General features: G+C 64.1%; 21 protein-coding genes and 1 pseudogene. 9 read left to right on the top strand and 13 right to left on the bottom strand.

All coding sequences use genetic code 11. The annotated features are described in order from the left end of the window. Positions 1-18: 18 nt before the first annotated feature. From AC1D08_RS00110 to AC1D08_RS00100, 3 genes are all read right to left on the bottom strand, one after another. Positions 19-297 (bottom strand): helix-turn-helix domain-containing protein, encoded by a 279-nt coding sequence (locus AC1D08_RS00110; protein ID WP_095083839.1) that lies wholly within the window; start codon positions 295-297, stop codon positions 19-21. Positions 298-582: 285 nt separating this feature from the next. Then, positions 583-1,302 (bottom strand): phosphatase PAP2 family protein, encoded by a 720-nt coding sequence (locus tag AC1D08_RS00105; RefSeq protein ID WP_095083840.1) that lies wholly within the window; start codon positions 1,300-1,302, stop codon positions 583-585. A 14-nt stretch (positions 1,303-1,316) separates the two neighbouring features. Beyond that, entirely contained in the window at positions 1,317-1,658 is a 342-nt protein-coding gene (locus AC1D08_RS00100; RefSeq protein ID WP_095083841.1) for a hypothetical protein, read from the bottom strand. Positions 1,659-1,827: 169 nt separating this feature from the next. Between AC1D08_RS00100 and AC1D08_RS00095 the strand changes: the two genes are divergently transcribed. After that, positions 1,828-3,219: a sensor histidine kinase gene (locus AC1D08_RS00095; protein ID WP_095083842.1), complete on the top strand. Its 1,392-nt coding sequence runs from the start codon at positions 1,828-1,830 to the stop codon at positions 3,217-3,219. Then, positions 3,216-3,878, top strand: a complete 663-nt coding sequence (locus tag AC1D08_RS00090; RefSeq protein ID WP_095083843.1) for a response regulator — start codon at positions 3,216-3,218, stop codon at positions 3,876-3,878. The genes AC1D08_RS00095 and AC1D08_RS00090 overlap by 4 nt, the downstream gene beginning before the upstream one ends. 199 nt (positions 3,879-4,077) lie before the next feature. Here the strand turns inward: AC1D08_RS00090 and AC1D08_RS00085 are convergent, their stop codons facing one another. Beyond that, a complete protein-coding gene (locus tag AC1D08_RS00085) occupies positions 4,078-4,656 on the bottom strand; it encodes a hypothetical protein (RefSeq protein WP_457151282.1) in 579 nt (192 codons plus the stop codon). A gap of 315 nt (positions 4,657-4,971) precedes the next feature. After that, complete coding sequence (locus tag AC1D08_RS00080; protein WP_457151283.1) at positions 4,972-5,469, bottom strand: hypothetical protein; 498 nt, start codon at positions 5,467-5,469, stop codon at positions 4,972-4,974. A gap of 309 nt (positions 5,470-5,778) precedes the next feature. Between AC1D08_RS00080 and AC1D08_RS00075 the strand changes: the two genes are divergently transcribed. Together AC1D08_RS00075 and AC1D08_RS00070 are read left to right on the top strand one after the other, a co-directional pair. Then, positions 5,779-7,782, top strand: coding sequence for a PhoX family protein (locus AC1D08_RS00075; protein ID WP_477422313.1), 2,004 nt, complete (start codon positions 5,779-5,781; stop codon positions 7,780-7,782). 131 nt (positions 7,783-7,913) lie between these two features. Then, complete coding sequence (locus AC1D08_RS00070) at positions 7,914-8,138, top strand: hypothetical protein (protein WP_457151285.1); 225 nt, start codon at positions 7,914-7,916, stop codon at positions 8,136-8,138. Here AC1D08_RS00070 and AC1D08_RS00065 read toward each other — a convergent pair. Next, positions 8,130-9,320: a flavin-containing monooxygenase gene (locus tag AC1D08_RS00065; RefSeq protein ID WP_457151286.1), complete on the bottom strand. Its 1,191-nt coding sequence runs from the start codon at positions 9,318-9,320 to the stop codon at positions 8,130-8,132. The two genes, AC1D08_RS00070 and AC1D08_RS00065, sit on opposite strands and share 9 nt — an antisense overlap. 349 nt (positions 9,321-9,669) lie before the next feature. Here AC1D08_RS00065 and AC1D08_RS00060 point away from each other — a divergent pair, with 349 nt between their 5' ends. Further along, on the top strand, positions 9,670-10,707 hold the full coding sequence (locus tag AC1D08_RS00060) for a phosphatidylglycerol lysyltransferase domain-containing protein (protein ID WP_457151287.1): 1,038 nt from the start codon (positions 9,670-9,672) through the stop codon (positions 10,705-10,707). Between the two features lie 4 nt (positions 10,708-10,711). Here AC1D08_RS00060 and AC1D08_RS00055 read toward each other — a convergent pair whose 3' ends face one another. After that, complete coding sequence (locus tag AC1D08_RS00055; RefSeq protein WP_457151288.1) at positions 10,712-11,473, bottom strand: ABC transporter permease; 762 nt, start codon at positions 11,471-11,473, stop codon at positions 10,712-10,714. Further along, positions 11,470-12,396: an ABC transporter ATP-binding protein gene (locus tag AC1D08_RS00050; RefSeq protein WP_457151289.1), complete on the bottom strand. Its 927-nt coding sequence runs from the start codon at positions 12,394-12,396 to the stop codon at positions 11,470-11,472. Before AC1D08_RS00050 ends, AC1D08_RS00055 begins: the two co-directional genes overlap by 4 nt. 262 nt (positions 12,397-12,658) lie before the next feature. Here AC1D08_RS00050 and AC1D08_RS00045 point away from each other — a divergent pair, with 262 nt between their 5' ends. Together AC1D08_RS00045 and AC1D08_RS00040 are read left to right on the top strand one after the other, a co-directional pair. Next, on the top strand, positions 12,659-14,020 hold the full coding sequence (locus AC1D08_RS00045; protein WP_457151290.1) for a cytochrome ubiquinol oxidase subunit I: 1,362 nt from the start codon (positions 12,659-12,661) through the stop codon (positions 14,018-14,020). 10 nt (positions 14,021-14,030) lie between these two features. Next, a complete protein-coding gene (locus AC1D08_RS00040; protein ID WP_457151291.1) occupies positions 14,031-15,035 on the top strand; it encodes a cytochrome d ubiquinol oxidase subunit II in 1,005 nt (334 codons plus the stop codon). Between the two features lie 51 nt (positions 15,036-15,086). Here AC1D08_RS00040 and AC1D08_RS00035 read toward each other — a convergent pair whose 3' ends face one another. Beyond that, a complete protein-coding gene (locus AC1D08_RS00035) occupies positions 15,087-17,681 on the bottom strand; it encodes an ATP-binding protein (RefSeq protein WP_457151292.1) in 2,595 nt (864 codons plus the stop codon). A gap of 219 nt (positions 17,682-17,900) precedes the next feature. Here AC1D08_RS00035 and AC1D08_RS00030 point away from each other — a divergent pair, with 219 nt between their 5' ends. After that, on the top strand, positions 17,901-18,173 hold the full coding sequence (locus AC1D08_RS00030) for a DUF4242 domain-containing protein (protein WP_095083851.1): 273 nt from the start codon (positions 17,901-17,903) through the stop codon (positions 18,171-18,173). Further along, positions 18,151-18,414 (top strand): hypothetical protein, encoded by a 264-nt coding sequence (locus AC1D08_RS00025; RefSeq protein ID WP_143748702.1) that lies wholly within the window; start codon positions 18,151-18,153, stop codon positions 18,412-18,414. Before AC1D08_RS00030 ends, AC1D08_RS00025 begins: the two co-directional genes overlap by 23 nt. A gap of 133 nt (positions 18,415-18,547) precedes the next feature. Here AC1D08_RS00025 and msrA read toward each other — a convergent pair whose 3' ends face one another. From msrA to AC1D08_RS00005, 4 genes and pseudogenes are all read right to left on the bottom strand, one after another. After that, on the bottom strand, positions 18,548-19,285 hold the full coding sequence (gene msrA / locus AC1D08_RS00020; protein WP_457151293.1) for a peptide-methionine (S)-S-oxide reductase MsrA: 738 nt from the start codon (positions 19,283-19,285) through the stop codon (positions 18,548-18,550). Positions 19,286-19,430: 145 nt separating this feature from the next. Further along, positions 19,431-19,706 (bottom strand): hypothetical protein, encoded by a 276-nt coding sequence (locus tag AC1D08_RS00015; RefSeq protein ID WP_457151296.1) that lies wholly within the window; start codon positions 19,704-19,706, stop codon positions 19,431-19,433. A 149-nt stretch (positions 19,707-19,855) separates the two neighbouring features. Further along, positions 19,856-20,464: a DUF1223 domain-containing protein gene (locus AC1D08_RS00010; protein ID WP_477422311.1), complete on the bottom strand. Its 609-nt coding sequence runs from the start codon at positions 20,462-20,464 to the stop codon at positions 19,856-19,858. Between the two features lie 290 nt (positions 20,465-20,754). Next, positions 20,755-20,983: pseudogene (locus AC1D08_RS00005) on the bottom strand (TadE/TadG family type IV pilus assembly protein); the annotation flags it as partial.

The raw sequence follows: 20,983 nt of genomic DNA, 5'->3' as shown, positions 1-20,983 counted from the left end.
GCGGTCGCCGTCGCGACTTTATGCCGGCTCAGCCTTCGGATCCGGCGGCACGACAGGCTTGAGGCGCACGCCCCTGCCGCCGCGCTCGCTGGTCTGGTTCTCGCCGATCAGCTCCACCCCGGCCTCATCGAGAGCCTGGATGACCTTCATCAGCGTATCGACCACGCCCCTGACCACGCCGTCGCTCGCCTCCATCCGCTGGATGGTCGGAAGCGAAACGCCAGCGCGTTCGGCGAGCGTCTTCTGATCGACGCCGGCCAGCGCCCTTGCGGCGCGCATCTGCGCGGCAGTGATCATCGGCCGAAATCCCCGTCTGAGTCTGCGGCTATAGCGTATAATACCATCATTGTGATGTTTCAAGCATCAACATGAATGTCTGAGACGTAAGCGCCTGTTTGTCCATTTTGTCAGATACTTCCTGGGGACTTCGAGCTAGGGTGTTCCATCTGGGGCAGGGGGTAGCGCGGTTGAATCTTTTCAGGAGCGTAATGACATCGGCATGCGTGCTGTCGGTGGTTCTTTTGCTGGCAGGCTGCGGGCATGGGCTGATCAACCGACTGATTTGATTTCTGCCCGGGGCCGTCAATCTGCAATTTCGCTTTCGTCGTTCAGGCGGCGTCCGCGTCCCCGCTGCAACGCGCGGGCCGCCAACCAGCACAGCATTGCCCAGGCGAAGCCGGCGCACCAGCCGGCCAGCACATCCGACGGCCAGTGGACACCGAGATAGATGCGGCTGACGCCGACCAGCAGCGTCACCAGCACGGCGAGCGACAACACATAGATCTTCGTCACCCTTCCCGGCAGGAAACTCGCCGCCAGCGAGCCGAGCGTCAGATAGGTTACCGCCGACAGCATGGCGTGACCGCTCGGAAAGGACAGCGAAGTTTCGTTGACCAGATGCGAAACGAGTTCGGGCCGCGGCCGGTCGACACCGAGTTTGAGCAGGCTCGACAGCACCTGGCCGCCCGCCACCGCGACGAAGATGAGCAGCGCCGTTGCCGGACGGCGGATCAACAACAGATAGACGATCGTCGCCGCCGTGATCAGCACCAGCACGGCCGAGCTGCCGAGGCTGGTGATATCGCGCATGGCGCCTTCCAGCCAAAGCGGGCCGATCGGCACACCCGGCTGGCCCGGCTGGCGGAAGGCGAGCAGGATTTCGGTGTCGAAGGCGTGCGGCGTGGTGGCCCGCGCCACCTCCATCAACTCCTCGAACCCCCACAGGCAGCCGGCGATGACCAGGCCGGCCAGCAGCACCGGGAATTCGATCCGGTTCAGCAGTGCATTGGCGGCGTTCTTCATCGGCAACTGGCCCGTTACAACCGCCCCTGCAGATAGGGTCCGAGCGTGATCAGCGCCACGGCGGCGATCGCCAGCACGATGCCGGTCGCCTGCAGCGTGTTGACGCGCTCGCCGAAGAACATCAGGGCGACGACATTCACTGAGACCAGCTGGATGACGGCCGAGAGACTGAACGACACCGACATGCCGAATTCGCGGATCAGCCGCAGCATAACCAGATTGCCCAGCGAATAGAGCGCCAGCGTCAGCAGGATCTTGCCAAGGCTCGGCGCCATGCCCCACTGCTTGGCCGCCATCGCCGCCAGCAGGAAGATCACCGTCGAAAAGCCAAGCTGCAGCAACCCCGAAAAACTCAACGTCCTGTCCCCTCTCGAAGCGGATCGCGCCGCGTGTATCGCGGACTTGTTTCCGAAGCGCGCCGGGACGTCAAGCGACGTTGATCAAACGAAGGCCTTGGCAACGGCAGGATGGAAGCTCAAAGTGCCGGCATCGCCCAGCCTGTCGATTGAAGGGCGGTCGGGGGTCATGATTCGCATTCTGCAAAACTTGTTGCGACGCTGGAGCGAGCTTTCTCTCGCGCTGCAATTCCTCGTTGCCGGCGGCTTTGGCCTTCTGGCCGTCATGCTGGTGGTGGGCGCCTGGGTGACGACACAGATCCGGGACGGCGTCATCCGCAATTCGGCTGCCACGACGGCGCTCTATGTCGACAGCGTGATTGCGCCGCTGCTGCCCGACCTGCGCAAGAGCCAGGAACTCAGCGATAGCGTCAAACAAGCGCTCGATGAGACGCTCGGCCAGGGCGCGCTCGGCAAGCGCATCGTATCGTTCAGGCTCTGGCGCCGTGACGGCATGGTTCTCTATGCGAAGGAGGCGGGTTTGATCGGTCACCGCTTCGATCTGAGCCCCGGGCTGCGTTCCGCCTTCCAGGGCAATGTCGTCGCCCAGTTCGATACGTTCGACGAGAACGAAAGCCAGGCGGAGGCGATCGGCTTGCCGTTGCTCGAGATCTACAATCCCGTGCGCGAGCCGTGGTCCGGCGAAGTGGTGGCCGTCACAGAATTCTATGAGGTCGCCGACGACTTCAAGACCACCCTGGCTTCCGCTCTGCTGTCAAGCTGGCTGATCGTGGCCGGCGCGACCCTGGCGGCATTTGTGCTCCTGTCCGGCATCGTCCTGCGCGGCAGCCGCACCATCGACGACCAGCGCGGGGCGCTGCGCCGCCAGGTGTCGGAGCTGCAGGGCCTGGTAGCGCAAAACAACGCCTTGCGGGTTCGCGTGCAGCGGGCGTCCCGCCGCGCCACAGCGCTCAACGAACGATACCTGCGCCGCATCGGCGCCGACCTGCATGACGGTCCGGCCCAACTCGTCGCGCTGGCGGCACTGCGCATGGATAGTCCGGTATTTTCCGGCGATGGCCATTCGAGCGAAAGCCGCTCGACCGAGGTTGCGATGATCCGCAAGACGCTGGAGGATGCGATGCGCGAAATACGCGGCATCTGCACAGGCCTCGTCCTGCCGCAGATCGAGACGGCCGCCACAACGGACATCCTGCGGCTGGCCGTCAACGAACACGAGATGAGGACAGGGACGTCGGTGACACTCACGCTGGCCGGACACTTGCCAGAACCCGGCGCCTCCGAGAAGATCAGCATCTATCGTTTCGTGCAGGAAGGGTTGAACAATGCCTATCGCCACGGGCGAGGCAAGGATCAGGCGGTGAGTGCGGGGATGAAAGGCAGCAGGCTTTTCGTTGAAGTCTCGGACGGCGGGCCGGGCTTCGATCCGGCACGCGTCGAGGGTCTCGGGCTCGCCGGGCTCAGAGAGCGGGTCGAAAGCATTGGCGGCCAGTTTGAAACCTTGACCGGGCCGCACGGCACGCGATTGGTGATTCGCCTATCGGTCGAGGAGCAAGCATGATCGGCGCCATTCGCATTGCCATTATCGACGACCATCCCCTCTTTCGCGAGGGCGTGACGCGCAGCCTGACGGAAATCGGCGGCTTCGAGATGGTTGGCGAGGGCGCCACGGCGCAGGATGCCGAGCGCATCGTCTCGACCGTACGGCCGGACATTCTGCTGCTCGATATCTCCATGCCGGGCGGCGGTCTGACCGCGGTTGCAAGCATCCTCGCCAGCCATCCCGCCCAAAAGATCGTCATGTTGACCGTTTCGGAGGCCAATGCCGACGTGACTAGGGCCCTGAACGCCGGGGTGCGTGGCTATGTCCTCAAGGGCGTCGGGTCGCGCGCGCTCGCAGACATCCTGCACAGCGTGGCGGCCGGGGAAAGCTATCTTTCGCCGACGCTGTCAGCCCGCCTGCTTTCGGACCTCCAATCCCTGCAGCCGACCGACGGCATAGTGGACCGGCTGCGGCAACTCACCGAGCGACAGGCAGAAATTCTGCGACTGGTGGCGGAGGGCCTGAGCAACAAGGAAGTTGCCTTGCGGCTGGAGCTGCAGGAGAAGACCGTCAAGCATCACATGACCGGCGTGCTGTCGAAGCTCAATGTGCGAAACCGCACCGAAGCAGCCTTGATGATGCGTGAGTCGCGCGACCGGGACCGGAACCATTCGTAGAGGCTTCGGCCATCCCGAGCGCGGCTCACCGTTTCACGGAAATGCCGAACAGCTCTATCAGGCGCGCTTTAAGTCTTTGTCGTTGCCTCTGCTTCTGGGCGACACACATCAGCCGGAAACCGGGTGGCAAAAGAGAGGTCACCTCCGCCGGGGGCGGCGGAGGTGACGTGTGAAGCCGGCCGTTGCCTGTTGGCCAACTTCACAACGCTTTGAGGCGGCTGACATCCGCCGGCGTGGCTCCGCGATCGATGATCGTGCGCCCGAGCGAATCCTCCATCCTGAAACGGCCATTCTCGATCTTTTCCATTATGCCGTCGGGATGCTGAACCGTGATCGTCTTGCCCTCCACGTCGACCTCGTCACCGGTCTTGGCGTTGACATGGCGACCGTTGCCATTTTCGTTCTGCCCCTGGTCGGATTTGGAGTTGCCGCTGGCGGTTCCGCTATTTCCTTTGCCGTTTCCGTCGCCGGCGCCGTTGTTTCCGTTACCGCTGCTATTGCCGCTGTTTCCGTTACCGTTACCGCCGCTATTGCCACTGTTGCCGTTTCCATTGCCGCCGCTGTTGCCACCGTTTCCGCCGCCGCCTCCACCATTACCACCGCCACCGCCACCGCCACCGCCATTGCCGCCGCCACCCTTGCCGGCCTGTGCGCTAGCGGCGTGGATTCCAGGAGCGGAGCCGTGGAGGTCAATCTGATAGGGAGCGATGGTCAGCGCCAGCGCGGCCGCCGATCTGAGCGCCAGCCGGCAACAACGGGTCGTGATCGATCTATGCATGGTGATCTCCGTCGATTGAGCTGGCGTGCCACCGTCGACGTTGGAGTTGCACCAGCATCGCCGAAAGAAAAGATACCCGAAAGCCGTATCCGACCGTTGCGCTTGTCACCCAGGACCTTTGCAAGCGCAAGATTGGACTAAAGTCCCAAGCTTGTGCTAATATATACCTTGTATGGACGGCGGCGACCGCCATCGCCGACTGGAAGCTGGCTTACCTGATGCCGCCGAACATCAAGTCACCTCCGCCGGGGGCGGCGGAGGTGACTTGTCAAACTGGTCGTTCCCCGGTTGACCTGCCTCACAGGGCCTTCTGCTTCACAAGGCCCGAAGTCGACTGATGTCGTTTGCCGTCGCCGGACGCTCGACAATCGTGCGGCCGACTGCATCCTTCATCTGGAAACGGCCGTTCTCGATCTCTTCCGTGATGCCGTCGGGATGCTCGACCTCGATCTTGTTGCCGTCTACTTCGACCTTGTCACCGGTTTTCGCGTTGACGTGATCTCCATCGTCGTCGTGACCCTTGCCGACCCCGGAATTGCCGGCTGCGCCGTGATCGTCGCCGGCACCATTGTCTCCGCCAGCGTTTCCGTTTCCGTTGCTGCTGTTGCCGCTCGCGCCACTCCCGCCGCTGCCGTTTCCGCCGCCACCTCCACCGCCACTGCCATGTCCGCCATCCTTGGCATGCGCGCTTGCGGCAACGATGCCGGGACCAGAGCTGTGGAAAGCGAGTTGATAGGGGGCGATGGCCAGCGCCAGTGCCGAGGTCGCCCTCAGCGCCAGCCAGCAACAGCGGCTCGCAATCGATCTGCGCATCCTAGTCTCCTCATCGATCAGGCAGGCGGATTTCACCGCCGGCGTTTTCGCAAGGGACCCACCATCGCCGACATGGCGGCCTCGCGTAACCGGCCCACGACCGATGCGGTGCCGCCAAGGGACCTTTGCCGGACCTGACAAGGGACCTTTGTCCCAGTGTTACATGCTGCTCGCAGAGTGCTTAGCCGACGTCTCAGAATGCTGTCGCGGCTGAAAGGCTTTTGATGTCACGAAAATGTGATCAGGTGACTATAAGGGGGTTGAAGAGGCAACACGCTCCAGCCACCCGCAAAGCCAGAGGCAAGCCAGATGACCGAACATCGCTCCCCCGACGCCAAATTCCGCACCAGCCTGCTCGAAGAAAACGCCGGACCGGCCACCAATCCCACCGACAACCGCACCATGGGCGAGATCATCGCCGCGCGGTTCTCGCGCCGTGGTTTCCTGAAAGGCTCGCTGGCCGTCTCGGCGATCGCCGCCACCGTCAGCCCGCTGGCGCTGGTCAGCGCCGACCAGGCCCGGGCCGCCGAAGGCTCCGCCTTCGCGTTCGACGAGCTGGAGGCCGGCATCGACGACAAGCACCATGTCGCGCCGGGCTACGATGCCGATGTGCTGTTGCGCTGGGGCGATCCGGTGTTTGCCGATTCGCCGGAGTTCGACCCGACCAAGCAATCGGCGCAGGCGCAGGCGAAACAGTTCGGCTACAACAACGACTATGTCGGCTACATCGCGATCGACGGTTCGGCCGAACACGGCCTGCTGGTCGTCAACCACGAATACACCAACCCGCATCTGATGTTCCCGGGCATCGTCAAGATCGTCGAGAAGGACGGCAAGAAGTCGGCCGACGTCGCGCCGCTCAGCAAGGAACAGGTCGATGTCGAGATGGCGGCGCATGGCGGTACCATCGTCGAGATCCGCAAGGACGGCGGCAAATGGCAAGTCGTGCGCGACGGCAGGCTCAACCGCCGCATTACTTCCAACACCGAAATGGCGCTGTCCGGCCCGGTTGCCGGCCATGACCGCGTCAAGACTAATGCCGACCCGTCCGGCACGAAGGTTTTGGGCACCTTCAACAATTGCGCCGGCGGCGTCACGCCGTGGGGCACCTATGTGATGGCCGAGGAGAACATCCACGGCTATTTCTCCGGCGAATTGCCCGAGGGCCACAAGGAAGCCGCCAACTACAAGCGCCTCGGCATTCCCGAAGGCGCCTATGAATGGGCGGCGCACTATGACCGCTTCGACCTGGCCAAGGAGCCGAACGAGGCCAACCGCTTCGGCTGGATCGTCGAGGTCGATGTCAACGATCCGACCTCGACGCCGAGGAAGCGCACCGCTATGGGCCGCTTCAAGCACGAGGGCGCCGAATCGATCGTCGCCAAGGATGGCCGTGTCGTCTTCTATCTCGGCGACGACGAGCGCTTCGACTATGCCTACAAGTTCGTCACCAGCGGTAAGTTCAATCCCAATGACCTCGCGGCGAACAAGGATCTGCTCGACGACGGCACGCTGCATGTCGCCAAGTTCGTCGAAGACGGCTCCGTCGAATGGCTGCCGATCGTCTTCGGCCAGGGACCGTTGACCGCCGAAAACGGCTTTGCAAGCCAGGCCGACGTGCTGATCGAGACACGACGCGCCGCCGACCTGCTCGGCGCCACCAAGATGGACCGCCCAGAGGACATCCAGCCCAATGCCGTCAACGGCAAGGTCTATGTCATGCTGACCAACAATTCGAAGCGCAAGGCAGACCAGGTCGATGCCGCCAACCCGCGCGCCGAAAACGCTTTCGGCCACATCATCGAGATCGCCGAGGACGGCGGCGATTTCACTGCCACCAAGGGCAAGTGGGAAGTGCTTTTGAAATGCGGCGATCCGGCGGTGGCCGATGTCGGCGCCACCTTCTCGACGGCGACGACGGCCAATGGCTGGTTCGGCATGCCCGACAATTGCGCGGTCGATTCAGCCGGACGCCTGTGGGTCGCCACCGACGGCCAGAGCCCAAAGACCACCGGCCGCACCGATGGACTGTGGGCGGTCGACACCGAAGGCTCGGCGCGGGCAACCTCGAAACTGTTCTTCCGCGTGCCGATCGGCGCCGAAATGTGTGGTCCGCTGTTCGCCCCTGACGATCAGACCGCCTTTGTCGCCGTCCAGCATCCGGGTGACGGCGGCGAGGACTGGGAAGCGTTCGGCCGCCCATCCTACTATGAGGACCTGTCGACGCGCTGGCCCGACTTCAAGCCCGACATGCCGGTGCGGCCGGCGGTCGTCGCCATCACCAGACAGGGCGGCGGCAAGATCGCGGTATAATATCAAGCACCGCAATCTCAGGGAGGGGTTTCGGCGAGCCGAAGCCCCTCCTTTTTTGCGTCAATCATTCAAGCCACGGGAAAGATTGGCAATTTGCACATGGCGCCCTAGGTCTTTACCAGGAGATTGCCATGCCGAAGTCCGTTTATGACCGTGGCCTGCTCAAACCTGCCGAAGTCGCCACCTTGCAACGTGTGTTCGACGAAGCCTGCCGGCGCCGCGAAGCGCATCCCGAATCGGCCGAGGCTCGCGAACTGGCTCTCACCCTGCTGGCGCTGCACAATGCCGGCATGGTGGAAGAGGACATGCTGATCGAGGCTGTCGGCTTCCGGAGGCTTGAGCCCAAGTCAGCGTGAAGCGCCGGATTGGTCGGAGGTGCCAGCGGAACTGGCAATCCGTTTGGTGATCGCCTTGGCCATGATGCCGGCATTGGCGAAGCAGCCGCGAATGCTCGGCCGCATGCCGGTGAACCACAGGCCGGGCAATTTTGGATCGGCTTGCCCGCCGTTGAAGAGCGGAACGCCCTTTTTGTCGAGGACGCCGAGCTTGCCGACCATGGGCTCCAGGCCGGTGCGGTAGCCTGTCGCGGCAATGACGATGTCGGGATGGATCAGGCTGCCATTAGCCAGGATCACGCCGTCGCGGGCGAATTCCCGTATCGCCGGCACCACAACGATCTTGCCGGCCTTTATGGCGCTGACGGCGCCGTCATCGGAGGCGATCGCGGTATAGTCCGAGGTCAGGCGGCTGGCGCCACCCGAAGGCGCGGGCGGCATGCCGAATTTGGTCAGGTCGCCGAAAACCAGGCGCTGCGTCGCCGCCATCACCGCATCGGCGACGCGCAAGGGCAAGCGCGCCATGAACGGCGAAAGCCGATGCACGGCGATCTTGCCGATCCGCTTGGGCAGCAGCACGGGGCCGTTGCGGGCCGACAGCCAGATGGCGGCCGTGTTTATGCCGGCCAGATGATTGAGCGTATCGAAGCCCGAATTGCCGGCGCCGACGACCAGTACTTTCTTGCCGGCATAGTCCCGTGCGTCGCCGAAATCCGCCGCGTGGATGATGCGGCCGGCGAAACCCGTCATGCCTTTCCATTCGGGAATGAAGGGCTGCCTGTCGCGGCCGGTGGCGATGACGACATGGCGGGCCAGGCGCAGTCCGGCGCTGGTCAGCAGCGCCCAGTGATCGCCCTTGAAGACGATTTCTTCGACAGCAACGCCAAACTGCACCGGGAGCCGGTTCTCCTCCCTGAAATCATTCATATGGCGGATGACGACAGTCTTATGCGGAAAGGCAGGCGTGCCCTGGGGATAGGCAAGACCGGGCAGAGAAGACAGATCGCGATGGGTGTTGAGATGCAATTGCCGATGCCGCCGGTGCCAGGGCTCGGCCAGGCGGCTTTCCTTTTCCAGGATCGCCGTGGGCATGCCGGCGTTCATCAAGGCATGTGCGACGGCCAGCCCGGCGGCACCGGCGCCGACGACGATCGCCGGCTCGACCGGTTCGTTCGTCACCGGTCTGATGGTCGTTTCAGCCATTCCTTCTTTGATCTCCATTCGACCCTTCCGACGCCACGCTTCCCGTGGTCGCCAAGGGAGGCCGCGGCGGCTCGATCCTGCGGTTGATTTATATATCGCGAATCGAACCCGAATTTCGAGCATGCGCCGTCCGCGATTGCGCACTATATGGCATATGCGCGATATCAGCGGTAATCAGGTCGCGGCAATGTGATTGATTCGAGGCCCTGGGGCTGGCGGGTCTCTGCTATTCCCCCACGTGCATGCCCGAAATCGAGTCGATTTCCGGGGTCATGCGCAGAATCAAAGTGTTACAGCACCTTTGCGCGTCCTGGGCGCGGCGCTGTAGGCGGCTCGCGGAATTTCGACCATGCCCTCCTTGCGGATCTATTTCGACAAAATCCTTGAGGACGTCGCGCCAAAGGTGGCGCGGCAGAGGCTGACCCATGTCGAGCGCCTGGCGCTTGTTCGCCGCCATGGTGACTTCTCGCTTGCCTATTCGACCGCCGTGCAGGGCAAGCTTTCCTATTTCGGCGACGCCGACGGCTACATCGCCTTCGGCACCAAGATGGGGCGCCATTTCGCGCTCGGCGATCCGGTGGTGGCTCCAATGCTGCGGCCCGATTACATCAGGCGCTTCGTCGAAACCGCCGGCAGCCCGTGGTTCGTGCAGATCGGCGAGGAGACGGCGCGGGTGCTGGCCGGGCTCGGCTACAAGATCAATCGCCTCGGCATCGACACCCGCCTCAACCTGCCCGACCATGATTTTTCCGGAAAGCGCAACGAGACCGTGCGCTATTCCGAGCGCTGGCTGTTGAAGAAGGGATTTTGGTTCGACGAGGACAAGCGGACTGTCCATCTCGACGAAATCGCCCGGCTTTCCGAAAACTGGCGCGGCGACCGCATCGTCAAACGCTGGGAGATGGGCTTTCTCAACCGCCCCTTCGCCGACCATCTCGGCACCGACATGCGCCGTTTCGTCCTGCACGGCCCCGATGGCGGACTGGTCGCACTGCTCGACTTCGACCCGCTGTTTCGCGACGGCAAGGTGATCGGCTACACCACGGCGTTCAAGCGCAAGCATATCGACGCCTCGCCGCACGCCGAGATCGGCCTGACCAAATTCGCCGTCGACCGTTTCCGCGAGCAAGGCATCTCGGTAGTCACGCTCGGCCTGTCGCCGATGCTCGATGTGGTCCCGAGCGGGTTTGCCGAAAGCGATTTCTGGCGCAATGCCTTCCAGCGCGCCTACTCTTCGCCATGGGTCAACCGCCGCAGGTTCAACCTGCAAGGCCAGGCGGCGTTCAAGCGCCGCTTCCACGGTGTCGAGGAGCCGGTCTACATCGCCTTTCGCAAGGGGACTTATGTGGAGATGCTGGGGCTGCTGCGGCTGGTCAAGGCGATCTAATCGGTCAGTTCCTTAGCCGGTAACCGGTCCTGAAGATCCAGGCGACGATCGCTATGCAGACCAGCAGAAAGACGATCGTCATGCCGAGGCTGACGCCGACCGAGACATCGGACTTGCCGAAAAAGCTCCAGCGGAACCCGCTGATCAAATAGACGACCGGGTTGAACAGCGTCACAGTGCGCCAGATGCCGGGCAGCATGTCGATCGAATAGAAGCTGCCGCCGAGGAAGGTGAGCGGCGTGATGATCAGCAGCGGCACCAGCTGCAATTGCTCGAAGCTCTTCGCCCAGATGCCGATGATGAAACCGAACAGGCTGAAGGTCACCGCCGTCAGCACCAGGAAGGCAACCATCCAGAACGGGTGCTGGATGGTCAGTGGGACGAACAGCGAGGCGGTGGCCAGGATGATCAGGCCAAGCAGGATCGACTTGGTCGCCGCACCGCCGACATAGGCGATGACGATCTCCAGATAGGAGACCGGCGCCGACAGGAGCTCGTAGATCGAGCCGACGAATTTCGGGAAGTAGATGGCGAAGGAGGCGTTGGAGATCGACTGCGTCAGCAGCGACAGCATGATCAGCCCCGGTACGATGAAGGCGCCGTAGCTGATGCCGTCGATCTCGGTGATGCGCGAGCCTATGGCTGAGCCGAAGACGACGAAATAGAGCGATGTCGAGATGACCGGCGAGACGATGCTCTGCAGCACGGTGCGGAAGGCACGCGCCATTTCCATCCGGTAGATCGCCCATACCGCACGCAGGTTCATGGCTCTCTCCTCACCAGATTGACGAAGATCTCCTCGAGCGAACTGTTTTGCGTGTCGATGTCGCGGAATTGGATGCCGCCGGCCTCGAGATCGCGGATCAGCGAGGCGACGCCCGGCCGCTCGGCCTGATTGTCATAGGTGTAGGTCAGCTGCCCGCCATCCGGCGACAGCTCCAGCGCATAGCGCGAGAAGGTTTCGGGAATGGCCATCAGCGGGCTGCGCAGCTCCATCACCAGCCGCTTGCGGCCGAGCTTGTGCATCAGTTCGGCCTTGTTCTCGACCAGGATGATCTCGCCACGGTTGATGACGCCGACGCGGTCGGCCATCGCCTCGGCTTCCTCGATATAGTGGGTGGTGAGGATGATGGTGACGCCGTCCTCGCGCAGCCGACGCACCATCGCCCACATGTCCTGGCGCAGTTCGACATCGACGCCGGCGGTCGGCTCGTCGAGGAACAAGACGCGCGGCTCATGCGACAGCGCCTTGGCGATCATTAGCCGGCGCTTCATCCCGCCCGAGAGCGTAATCGCCTTGGCGTCCCTCTTTTCCCATAGCGACAGATCGCGCAGCACCTTCTCGACGAAGGCCGGGTTGGCCGGCTTGCCGAACAGGCCACGGCTGTAATTGACAGTCGCCCAGACGCTCTCGAAGGCGTCGATGGTCAGTTCCTGCGGCACCAGGCCGATCAGGCTGCGCGCGGCGCGGTAGTCCCTGTTGATGTCGTGACCGTCGACGGTGACGGTGCCCGACGAACGATTGACGATGCCGCATACGATCGAGATCAACGTCGTCTTGCCGGCGCCGTTGGGGCCGAGCAGCGCGAAGATCTCGCCGCGCTCGATATCGAGGTTGACTTCCTTGAGCGCGGTGAAGCCGGTGGCGTAGGTCTTGGAGACCCCGGAAATGGACAGGATGGAGGGCATGGCTGAAAACGGCTGCTTGAGGGAGGTCCCCTGATATAGGCTGAATGTCGGTGCGTGCAACCGCAAGTCGACGCCGCTGCTGACAGTTCTCGACAGTGCAGGCCGGCCAGTGCGAGCCGGCGGAAGTTCCGACACGGCAGCAGCACGCGCATGCGTCATCTTGCCCGGACGCTGCGGCGTTCCGCCTCGCGGCGGGACGCCGCTTTGACCGACAGGCGCGACGGGCTTACTCTTGCCACATTAGAAGCAGCCGGAGCCCACCATGGACCCGCTCATCCTGTCGCGCATGCAATTTGGCGCGAATATTTCGTTCCACATCCTGTTTCCGACGATCACCATTGCGCTTGGCTGGGTGCTGCTGTTCTTCAAGCTCCGCTACAACGCGACAAACGATTCCGCCTGGATGCGCGCCTATTTCACCTGGGTGAAGGTGTTCGCATTGTCCTTCGCCATGGGCGTGGTGTCAGGCGTCACCATGAGCTTCCAGTTCGGCACCAACTGGCCGGGCTACATGGAAAAGGTCGGCAACATTGCCGGGCCGCTGCTGGCCTACGAGATCCTCACCGCCTTCTTCCTCGAAGCGGCCTTCCTCGGCATCATGCTGTTCGGCTTCCGCCGCGTCTCCAACCGCATCCACACGCTGGCGACGGTGCTGGTGGCAGGCGGCACGACCCTCTCGGCGTTCTGGATCATCGCGCTCAATTCCTGGATGCAGACGCCGGCCGGCTTCGAGATACGCGATGGCGTCGCGCACGCCGTCGACTGGTGGGCGATCGTCTTCAACCCGTCGATGCCCTACCGGCTGGTCCATATGCTGCTCGCCTCCGGCCTGACGGTGTCGTTCCTGATCGCCGGCCTGTCGGCGCTGCGCTATCTCTATGGCGACCGCTCGGAATCGATGTGGAAGGCGCTGCGCACCGGCGTCTTCACCGCGGCGATCCTGATCCCGATCCAGATCTTCGCCGGCGACCAGCACGGGCTGAACACGCTGGAGCACCAGCCGCAGAAGATCGCCGCCATGGAGGCCAACTGGAACACCGGCCCCAACGTGCCGCTGGTGCTCTTCGCCCTGCCCGACGAGGCGGCGAAGGAAAACAGGTTCGAGATCGCCATTCCCGACGGCGCCAGCCTGGTGCTGCGGCACCGCACCAGCGGCGTGGTGCCGGGGCTGAACGACTATCCAGGCAACCATCCTCCGGTCTTTCCGATCTTCTGGAGCTTCCGCATCATGGTCGGCACGGGACTGCTGATGCTTGCGGTTTCCTGGTCGGCCGCCTTCTTCCTCAAGCGCCGGCACAGCCTGCCGAGGCCGCTCGCCATGCTGATGGTGCCGATGGCGCTGTCGGGCTGGCTGGCGACGCTGGCCGGCTGGTACACCACCGAGATCGGCCGCCAGCCCTGGCTGGTGACGGGCGTGCTGAAGACCGCCGACGCGGTCGGGCCGGTGGCGGGCAGCCATGTCGCGCTGACGCTGGCCATCTACCTCATCCTCTATGTGCTTTTGCTGATCGCCTATCTCGGCGTGCTGGTGCACCTGGCGCTGAAGGCGGCGAAGGACGGCGATTCATCGCCGCTGCCGGGCGTGATGAACGCTGCCCTGTCGCAGCCGGCGGCCGGCGAGTGAGGAGAAGACAATGACCTTCGACTGGCCAACCCTGCTGCCCCTGATCTTCGCCGGCCTGATGGGCCTCGCCATCCTGATCTACGTCATACTCGACGGCTTCGATCTCGGCATCGGCATCTTGTTCGCCGCCGCCGAAGACACCGAGCGGGACACGATGGTCGCGGCCATCGGTCCGTTCTGGGACGCCAACGAGACCTGGCTGGTGCTGGCCGTCGGCCTGTTGCTGGTCGCCTTCCCGCTGGCGCATGGGGTCATCCTGACCGCGCTCTACATCCCGGTTTTCGTGTTGCTGATCGGGCTGATCCTGCGCGGCGTCGCCTTCGATTTTCGCGCCAAGGTGCCGAGCGGCAAGAAGCATCGCTGGAACCGTATTTTCTTCATGGGTTCGGTCATCGCCTCGCTGGCGCAGGGCTATATGCTGGGCGTCTATGTGCTCGGCCTCGATGTCGGCCCGGGCGGCGTGGCGTTCGGCGCGCTGGTGGCGCTCTGCCTTGCGGCGGCTTACGCGGCGATGGGTGCCGCCTGGGTGATCTACAAGACCGAGGGCGATCTGCAGAAGAAGGCCGTGCGCTGGTTGCGCACCGCCCTTGTGCTGACCGCGCTCGGCATGGCCGCGGTGTCGCTGGCAACGCCGTTCGCCAGCCCGCGCATCTTCGACAAATGGTTCGTCTTTCCCGCGATGCTCTATCTGTCGCCGCTGCCGATCCTGTCGGCACTGTTGTTCCTGTGGCTGTGGCGGCAGACCTTTCATCTGCCCAGGCCCGACGACCGCCATTCGCTGACGCCGTTCCTGACGCTGGCCGCCATCTTCGCGCTCGGCTTTGCCGGTCTTGCCTGGTCGTTCTATCCGTTCGTGGTGCCCGACAGGCTGACCATCTGGCAGGCGGCCTCTGCGCCGGAAAGCCTGGCCATCATCCTGGCCGGCACTGTGGTCGTGCTGCCTGTCATCATCTTCTATTCGTTCTATGCCTACCGGGTGTTCGGCGGCAAGGCTACGGATTTGACCTACGACTGACGCCTTACCGGTCGCCAGTGGCCATCCTGCAGATCAAGCAGGTGCGGTGCTTCAGATCAGCCCTGAGTCGCGTGCCGCAGCCGTCGCTTCGCCACGGGAGATGGCGTCCAGTTTTCCCAGAACCGCCGAGACGTGGTGGTCGACGGTCTTCGGCGAAATGGCGAGGTGGTCGGCAATCCGCTTGTTGGAGAAGCCGCGCTCGATCAGTTGCAGCACTTCCATCTGGCGCAGGGTCAGCCCGGCGCTGTTTGCGCGCGTGGTGCGGCGCGGTCCCCGTGCGATGTGATTGACACCGTTTCGCCGCATGAGGTCGCGCACGTGCTGGGCGACCGGCCTGGCGCCGAGGTTTTCGAATATCCCGAGCGCCGAGCGCTGCCCCGCCTCATCGCCCTGAACCAGGGCAAGCCCACGTTCGAAGGGAGCGTCCATCGCGGCCCACAAATCCGCCGCCCCTTGCCAGTCGCCTTCCAGAAGCATCCGGTAGGGCGCGGCCATGCCCGACGTGTCGCCTGGGCCAATCGCCGGCACCAGCAAACGCCGCCAGCTGGCCAGTTCGGCAAAGACCGCAGGCTTCGGTGAAAGGCTCTCGGCAAGGTCTATCAGCCGCAGCGCCTCGTCCTCTTCCGCCTCGCCCAGCCATGCCTGTTCGGCGACGACCGCCGCATAGGGCAGCAGCCTCTGCAGCTCAGCACCCTTTTCGAGAAACCGCTTCATTTCCGCCAGAAGCGGCTCGGCTGAAGGATCGCCGCGGCGCAGGCGCAATTTCGCCAGAGCCACCAGTGCGGGATAGCGCACCAACGCGGCTGCATGGTCGTTGGTGACGACTTCCAGCGCTTCGGCAGCCGCCTCGTCCCATCGTCCGTAACGCAGCAGCAACTGCGCCCGCACGCCGCGCATGTAGTCACGCCAGGTCGCCAGGTCGTTCTCGACACAATAGTCGATGCCGCGATCGAGAAAGGACTGAGCCTGGTTGTAGTCCAACTGGTTCATTTCACTGCAGGCGCAATTGGTGAAGGCACGCGCCACGTGTTCCTGGAAATTCTGATCGAGCGCGATTTCGAGACTGCGGGCAAGGTGCAGCCGCGCGCTGGGCAGGTCCAGCCATTGTTCGGCAGCGCCGACATTGTTGAGCGCATGGCAGACGATGTCCGGCCGGTCAACCTGTTCGGCGAGCCTGATCGCCTTGTCGCCTAACGACAATGTCTCGTCGAGCCTTTCGGCCAGCATCGCCAGCTGCGAGAGATTGGAGTAGGCCATGGCCAGTTCCGGCCCCGCCAGTGTGGTCTCCAGCAACGCGACCGCCTGGGCGCCGAACAGATCGGCGGCCTCACGGTCGCCCATCAGATAGGCGAAACGCGACAGGCATCTGAGGCTGTCGCCTTCCTTCAGCGTATTGCCCAGGGCGCGCTGCAGCGCGCGCGCCTGCTGCTGAGCCTCGATGGCCTCGACGATCCGGCCGATCAGGTGGCATTCGAAGGCATAGTTCTCGTAGAGGCCGGCGCGCTCTTCCATGGGCAGGCCGTCAGCCTGTCGCAAGGCGACTTCGTAGTAGCCGGCGGCATCGCGATGCGCCCCGATGCGGGAAGCCTCCCGGGCAGCGACCGGCGCCAGTTCGCGCACCGCCTCCAGATTGTGCGCCTCGACCGCGTGGTGCACCAGGCGCGCGGTGGCAATGTCGCCTTTTTCGAGCATCGCTGTCAGGGCGCGCTGGTTGAACTCTCTTCTGTGGCTTGTCGTCAGCATCGTCTCGATGGCGCGGCGGGCGATGTCGTGCCGGAAGGCATAGCCGTCGCCCAGATCGTCCAGCAGGCCATTCGAGACGCATTCCGCAAGCTGGCCGGCACTGGCCACGCCGCAGAGGCCCTGCAGGGCCCAGGCGTCGGCCCGTCTTGGGAACACCGACACCGCGTCGAGCATCGAGCGGGCGCCAACCGACAGGCGTTCGGCGCGCGCGAGCACCGCATCGCGCACGCTGGCGGGCAGCGCTGTTTCATTTTCGGCGCTCAACAGTTCGGTGACGAAAAAGGCGTTGCCGGCCGTGGCCCGGTAGATGGCATCGCCGTCGCGGCCGGCCGCATCGGCGAGCGACAGCACCGCTGCCTCGCTCAAAAGCGGCACGTCGATGCGCGCGACGCTGCCCGACGGGATTTCGCCGAGCGCGCGTCGCACGCGCATCTGCCCCTCGCTGCGATCGGTACGCGCCGTCACCAGCAGCAGGACATGGGTGTTGGCAATGCGACGGCCGAGAAAGCGGACGAAGTCGAGCGTCGCGTCATCGGCCCAGTGCAGGTCCTCGATCACCAGCAGTGTTGCGCCCGTCCTCGCCTCGAAGACATCCAGCGCGTCGGAGAACAGCGGCAGCCGCTGTCCCTGCCGGGCGTCGACCGCCTGCGGCATCGCCCATTGCGCCTCGCGCGCAAGATCGTAGAGCGGGCCGAGCGGATCGGGGATCGACAGGTCCTCGCAAGCACTGCGGAAGATGCGCGCCTCCTGGCCGGCACCGCTGACGAAGGCATCGACAAGCACCGACTTGCCGGCACCCGCCTCACCCGACAAAGCCGCCACGTGACCACGGCCGCGCGCGGCTTCCGCGAGAAGGCTGTCCAGTTGCGCCAGCTGTGGCTGCCGTTCCAGAAGCATCGTCATTCGCTCATGGTGATCCCGGTTGCCGCCACCCACCCCAGCTCGACCGCCAGGATAGTCCGGCTCGGTATCTGCTTTGTGGCTCCAGCACTGAACGTCGTTAACATGGGGAATCGTCCCGCCAAACATAGGGAAAGGCTCCGATGCGCGTCCTTTGCGAGCGTGATCTTTGTCCAACCGCGCTCAACATCGAGCGTGAAGCAATGGAAAGGGAAGCCTCCCATGCCCCGTTACCTGATTGAACGTACATTTCCGGATGGCCTCAACGTCCCGATGAACGAAGCCGGCGCCGATGCGCTGGGCGGCGTCATCATGCGCAACGCGGAGAAAGGCGTGACCTGGGTGCAGTCGTTCGTGTCGCCCGACAAGAAGCACACCTTCTGCGTCTACGACGCGCCCTCGCCGGAGGCGATCCGCAGCACCGCCCAGATGAACTCGCTGCCGGTCGACAAGATCACGGAGGTGAGGGTTCTTGAACCCTACTTTTATCGCTGATGAAGATACGATCGCTCGAGGCGGCAATGGCGACATGCCGGCCGGTGTCGCGGCCATGGCAAACAGCGGCCGCGCGCCCTCCTTGCCCGGCCGTCTATGGCGGATCGCGGTGGAGCTGCCCGCGCAACTGCTGGGCAAGCGCCGCTTGCCACCGGAAAGCGACCATCTGAGGCACGATATCGGCTTGCCGGCGCGGCAGATGCGGCGGGACTGGCGAGACTACGACCGGTGGGATCGCTGAAGACCCCGCCGCCCGCAGTCGACGCTGTGAGGTGGCCGGGACGGCGGAACTGCCAATCTCCCCCTCAAAGGGGGAGATGCCCGGCAGGGCAGAGGGGGCGCTGTCGCGCCGACGCCTCTTCGTCAAAGCTGCCTCAGTTGCTGGCCGACAGCACCAGCACCGGCTTCTCGCTGTACAGCGCCGGGAACAGCTGCTTGAGGTTCGCCACCTTGGGCAGGTCGTTGTAGACGATGTAGGGATAGGTCGGGTTCAGGGTCAAAAAGTCCTGGTGGTAGTTCTCGGCCGGATAGAAGGTCTTGCCGGTTTCCAGCGTGGTGACGATCGGCTTGGGGAACACCTTGGCCTGGTCGAGCTGGGCGATGTAGCTCTGCGCAATCTTCTTTTGCGCATCGTTTTCGGCAAAGATCGTCGAGCGGTACTGCGTGCCTGAATCGGGACCCTGGAAATTCAGCTGGGTCGGGTTGTGGGCGACCGAGAAATAGACCTGCAGCAGCTGACCGTAGGTGACGACAGACGGATCATAGGTGATCTCGACGGATTCGGCATGTCCGGTGCTGCCTGAGCCGACGGTCTCGTAGACGGCGGTGTCCTTGCTGCCGCCGGTGTAGCCGGAGACCGCCTTGCTGACGCCCTTGACGTGCTGGAAGACGCCTTGCACGCCCCAGAAGCAGCCGCCGGCGAAGATCGCCTTCTCACTGCCGCCGGCTGCCTTCTCGTCGATCGACGGCGGCGGGATGACCACCGCGTCCTCGGCGGAAACCGCCGGCGTCAGCCAGAAGGCGGCGCCCACGGCGGCAAGCGCCAACGCGGCGAGCGCGCTCCTGGCAAAATTCGACTGTCGTCTGGCGACTGGTTTTCGAATGTCGGTCATGGCTGAGCTCCTGTGACGTCCATCATGTGGAGTCTATTGGATAAGAGAGGATCATGCGACGGGTGAGTTGCGGCCGAAGCCTCACTTTCACGTGCGTCCAGATCCGGTCCTGGTGTCAGGACCGAAGCCGGAAGCAGCGTCAACCCTAGTTGGCCGGGGCCATGGCATCCGTTGCCGGCTTCATCGCATCGGCGGCTGGCTTCATGGCGTTGTCCGCGGGCTTCATGGCGTTCGTGCTCATCGCGTCGGGTGCCATGGCGTCGGCCGGTTTCATCGCGTCGGTCGCCGGCTTCATGGCGTTGACGGCGGGCTTCATGGCATTGGTCGCGTCGTCGGCGCGGGCGATGCCGCCGGCAAACAGCGCCGTCGAGCACAAAGCGAGAGCCAGTGCCGGCAGCGTCAAGCGGGCCGACGATGTCATCCGGGAAAAGGTCGTCATGATGGTCTCCTTGGGGTTGGGGATGATGGCGCACCTCTTTGGGTGGGCCGGGTTGTCGCGGCGCCGCTGCTGCGGCGTTGCGCGGGTCGTTGTCTGCGCATGATCTTTTCCGGGACGATGCGCAGGGAATTTTAGTTGGTCGCGGCGGCCAGGATCGGTCCGCCGCCGGGCGACTGGACGAGCACGGCGGTGCTGAGCCCGCCTGAAGCGGCCGGCACATCGAGTGCGGTGGCATCGCCAGTCCAGTTGCCGAGCTTCTCAAGCGAATGCACGACATTGGCGTGCGGCAAGGTGCGGCCGGTGTTTTCGCCGCGCGCCACCGGCACCTCGACGACACCCTTGGCATAGTGCACCACCCAGACATCGGCCCGGCCGCCCGGCGCCGAGCCGGCGCCGATGCTGACCTTGCCGCCGACGAGCGACAGCGACGGGCCGCTGGCGCGGTCGGTGCTCGAGATCAGCTGCTGGATTTCGCCCGGCGCCGCGCCGACGACATCGGCGCGGCCATTGACCACCACTTGGGGGGTGAACGGGCCGTCATGGCCAAGGGAGGGCTCGTAGGTGACCTGGCGCTGGGTGAATCCGCACCTAGCGACGTGGCGAGCGCGAGCGCGCCGAGGCTGGACACGACGAGTGACTTGCAGGAACGCGACATCGGCTGGCTCCGTGGGTGACGGCGCCCCGATGCGCCGCTCATGTCCCCACTTCGCCGCCGGCCGAGGCTTTGTTACAGCGCTCACCGGTTTGTGATCGTTGTCGTTAGCGCCTTTGCGACGCTGGAGATCGGCAAAACCGGTCGCGGCAGCCGATCTCCACCCTCGTGGGGGAGATGTCCGGCAGGACAGAGGGGGGCGCCATAGAGCACCAACATAGGCGCGATCGACGGTGGCGCCGCGCGACAGTGTGCAATGATGGTCAGATCGCTCTGAGAAAAGTGAGGGCGGACATCGCCGACAATGACAAGGTCGGCGGGACAGCGCCCCCCTCTGGCCTGCCGGCCATCTCCCCCACGTGGGGGAGATTGGCAGCTTCACTGCGTTAGCAGCGTCTCGGAGGGCCGCTTGTTGAAGTCGCACTTGCCGGTGACGGTGTAGAAGAAGTCGGCATTGGAGGCTGGTGCCGGCACCGCATTGCCGCCGTCCTCCCAGGCCTGATAGCCCGGAATGCCGCAGGGCACGATACTGAAGATGTCGACGTTCTGCCCGGTCGCGATCTCCGTCAGGCCGTTCGCGCTCACCCCATTGTAGAGCCGGTTGGAG

It is taken from the genome of Mesorhizobium sp. P2_E6, from assembly GCF_056403835.1.
The sequence above is the reverse complement of the archived record's forward strand: the minus strand, read 5'-3'. Positions and strand labels throughout refer to the sequence as shown.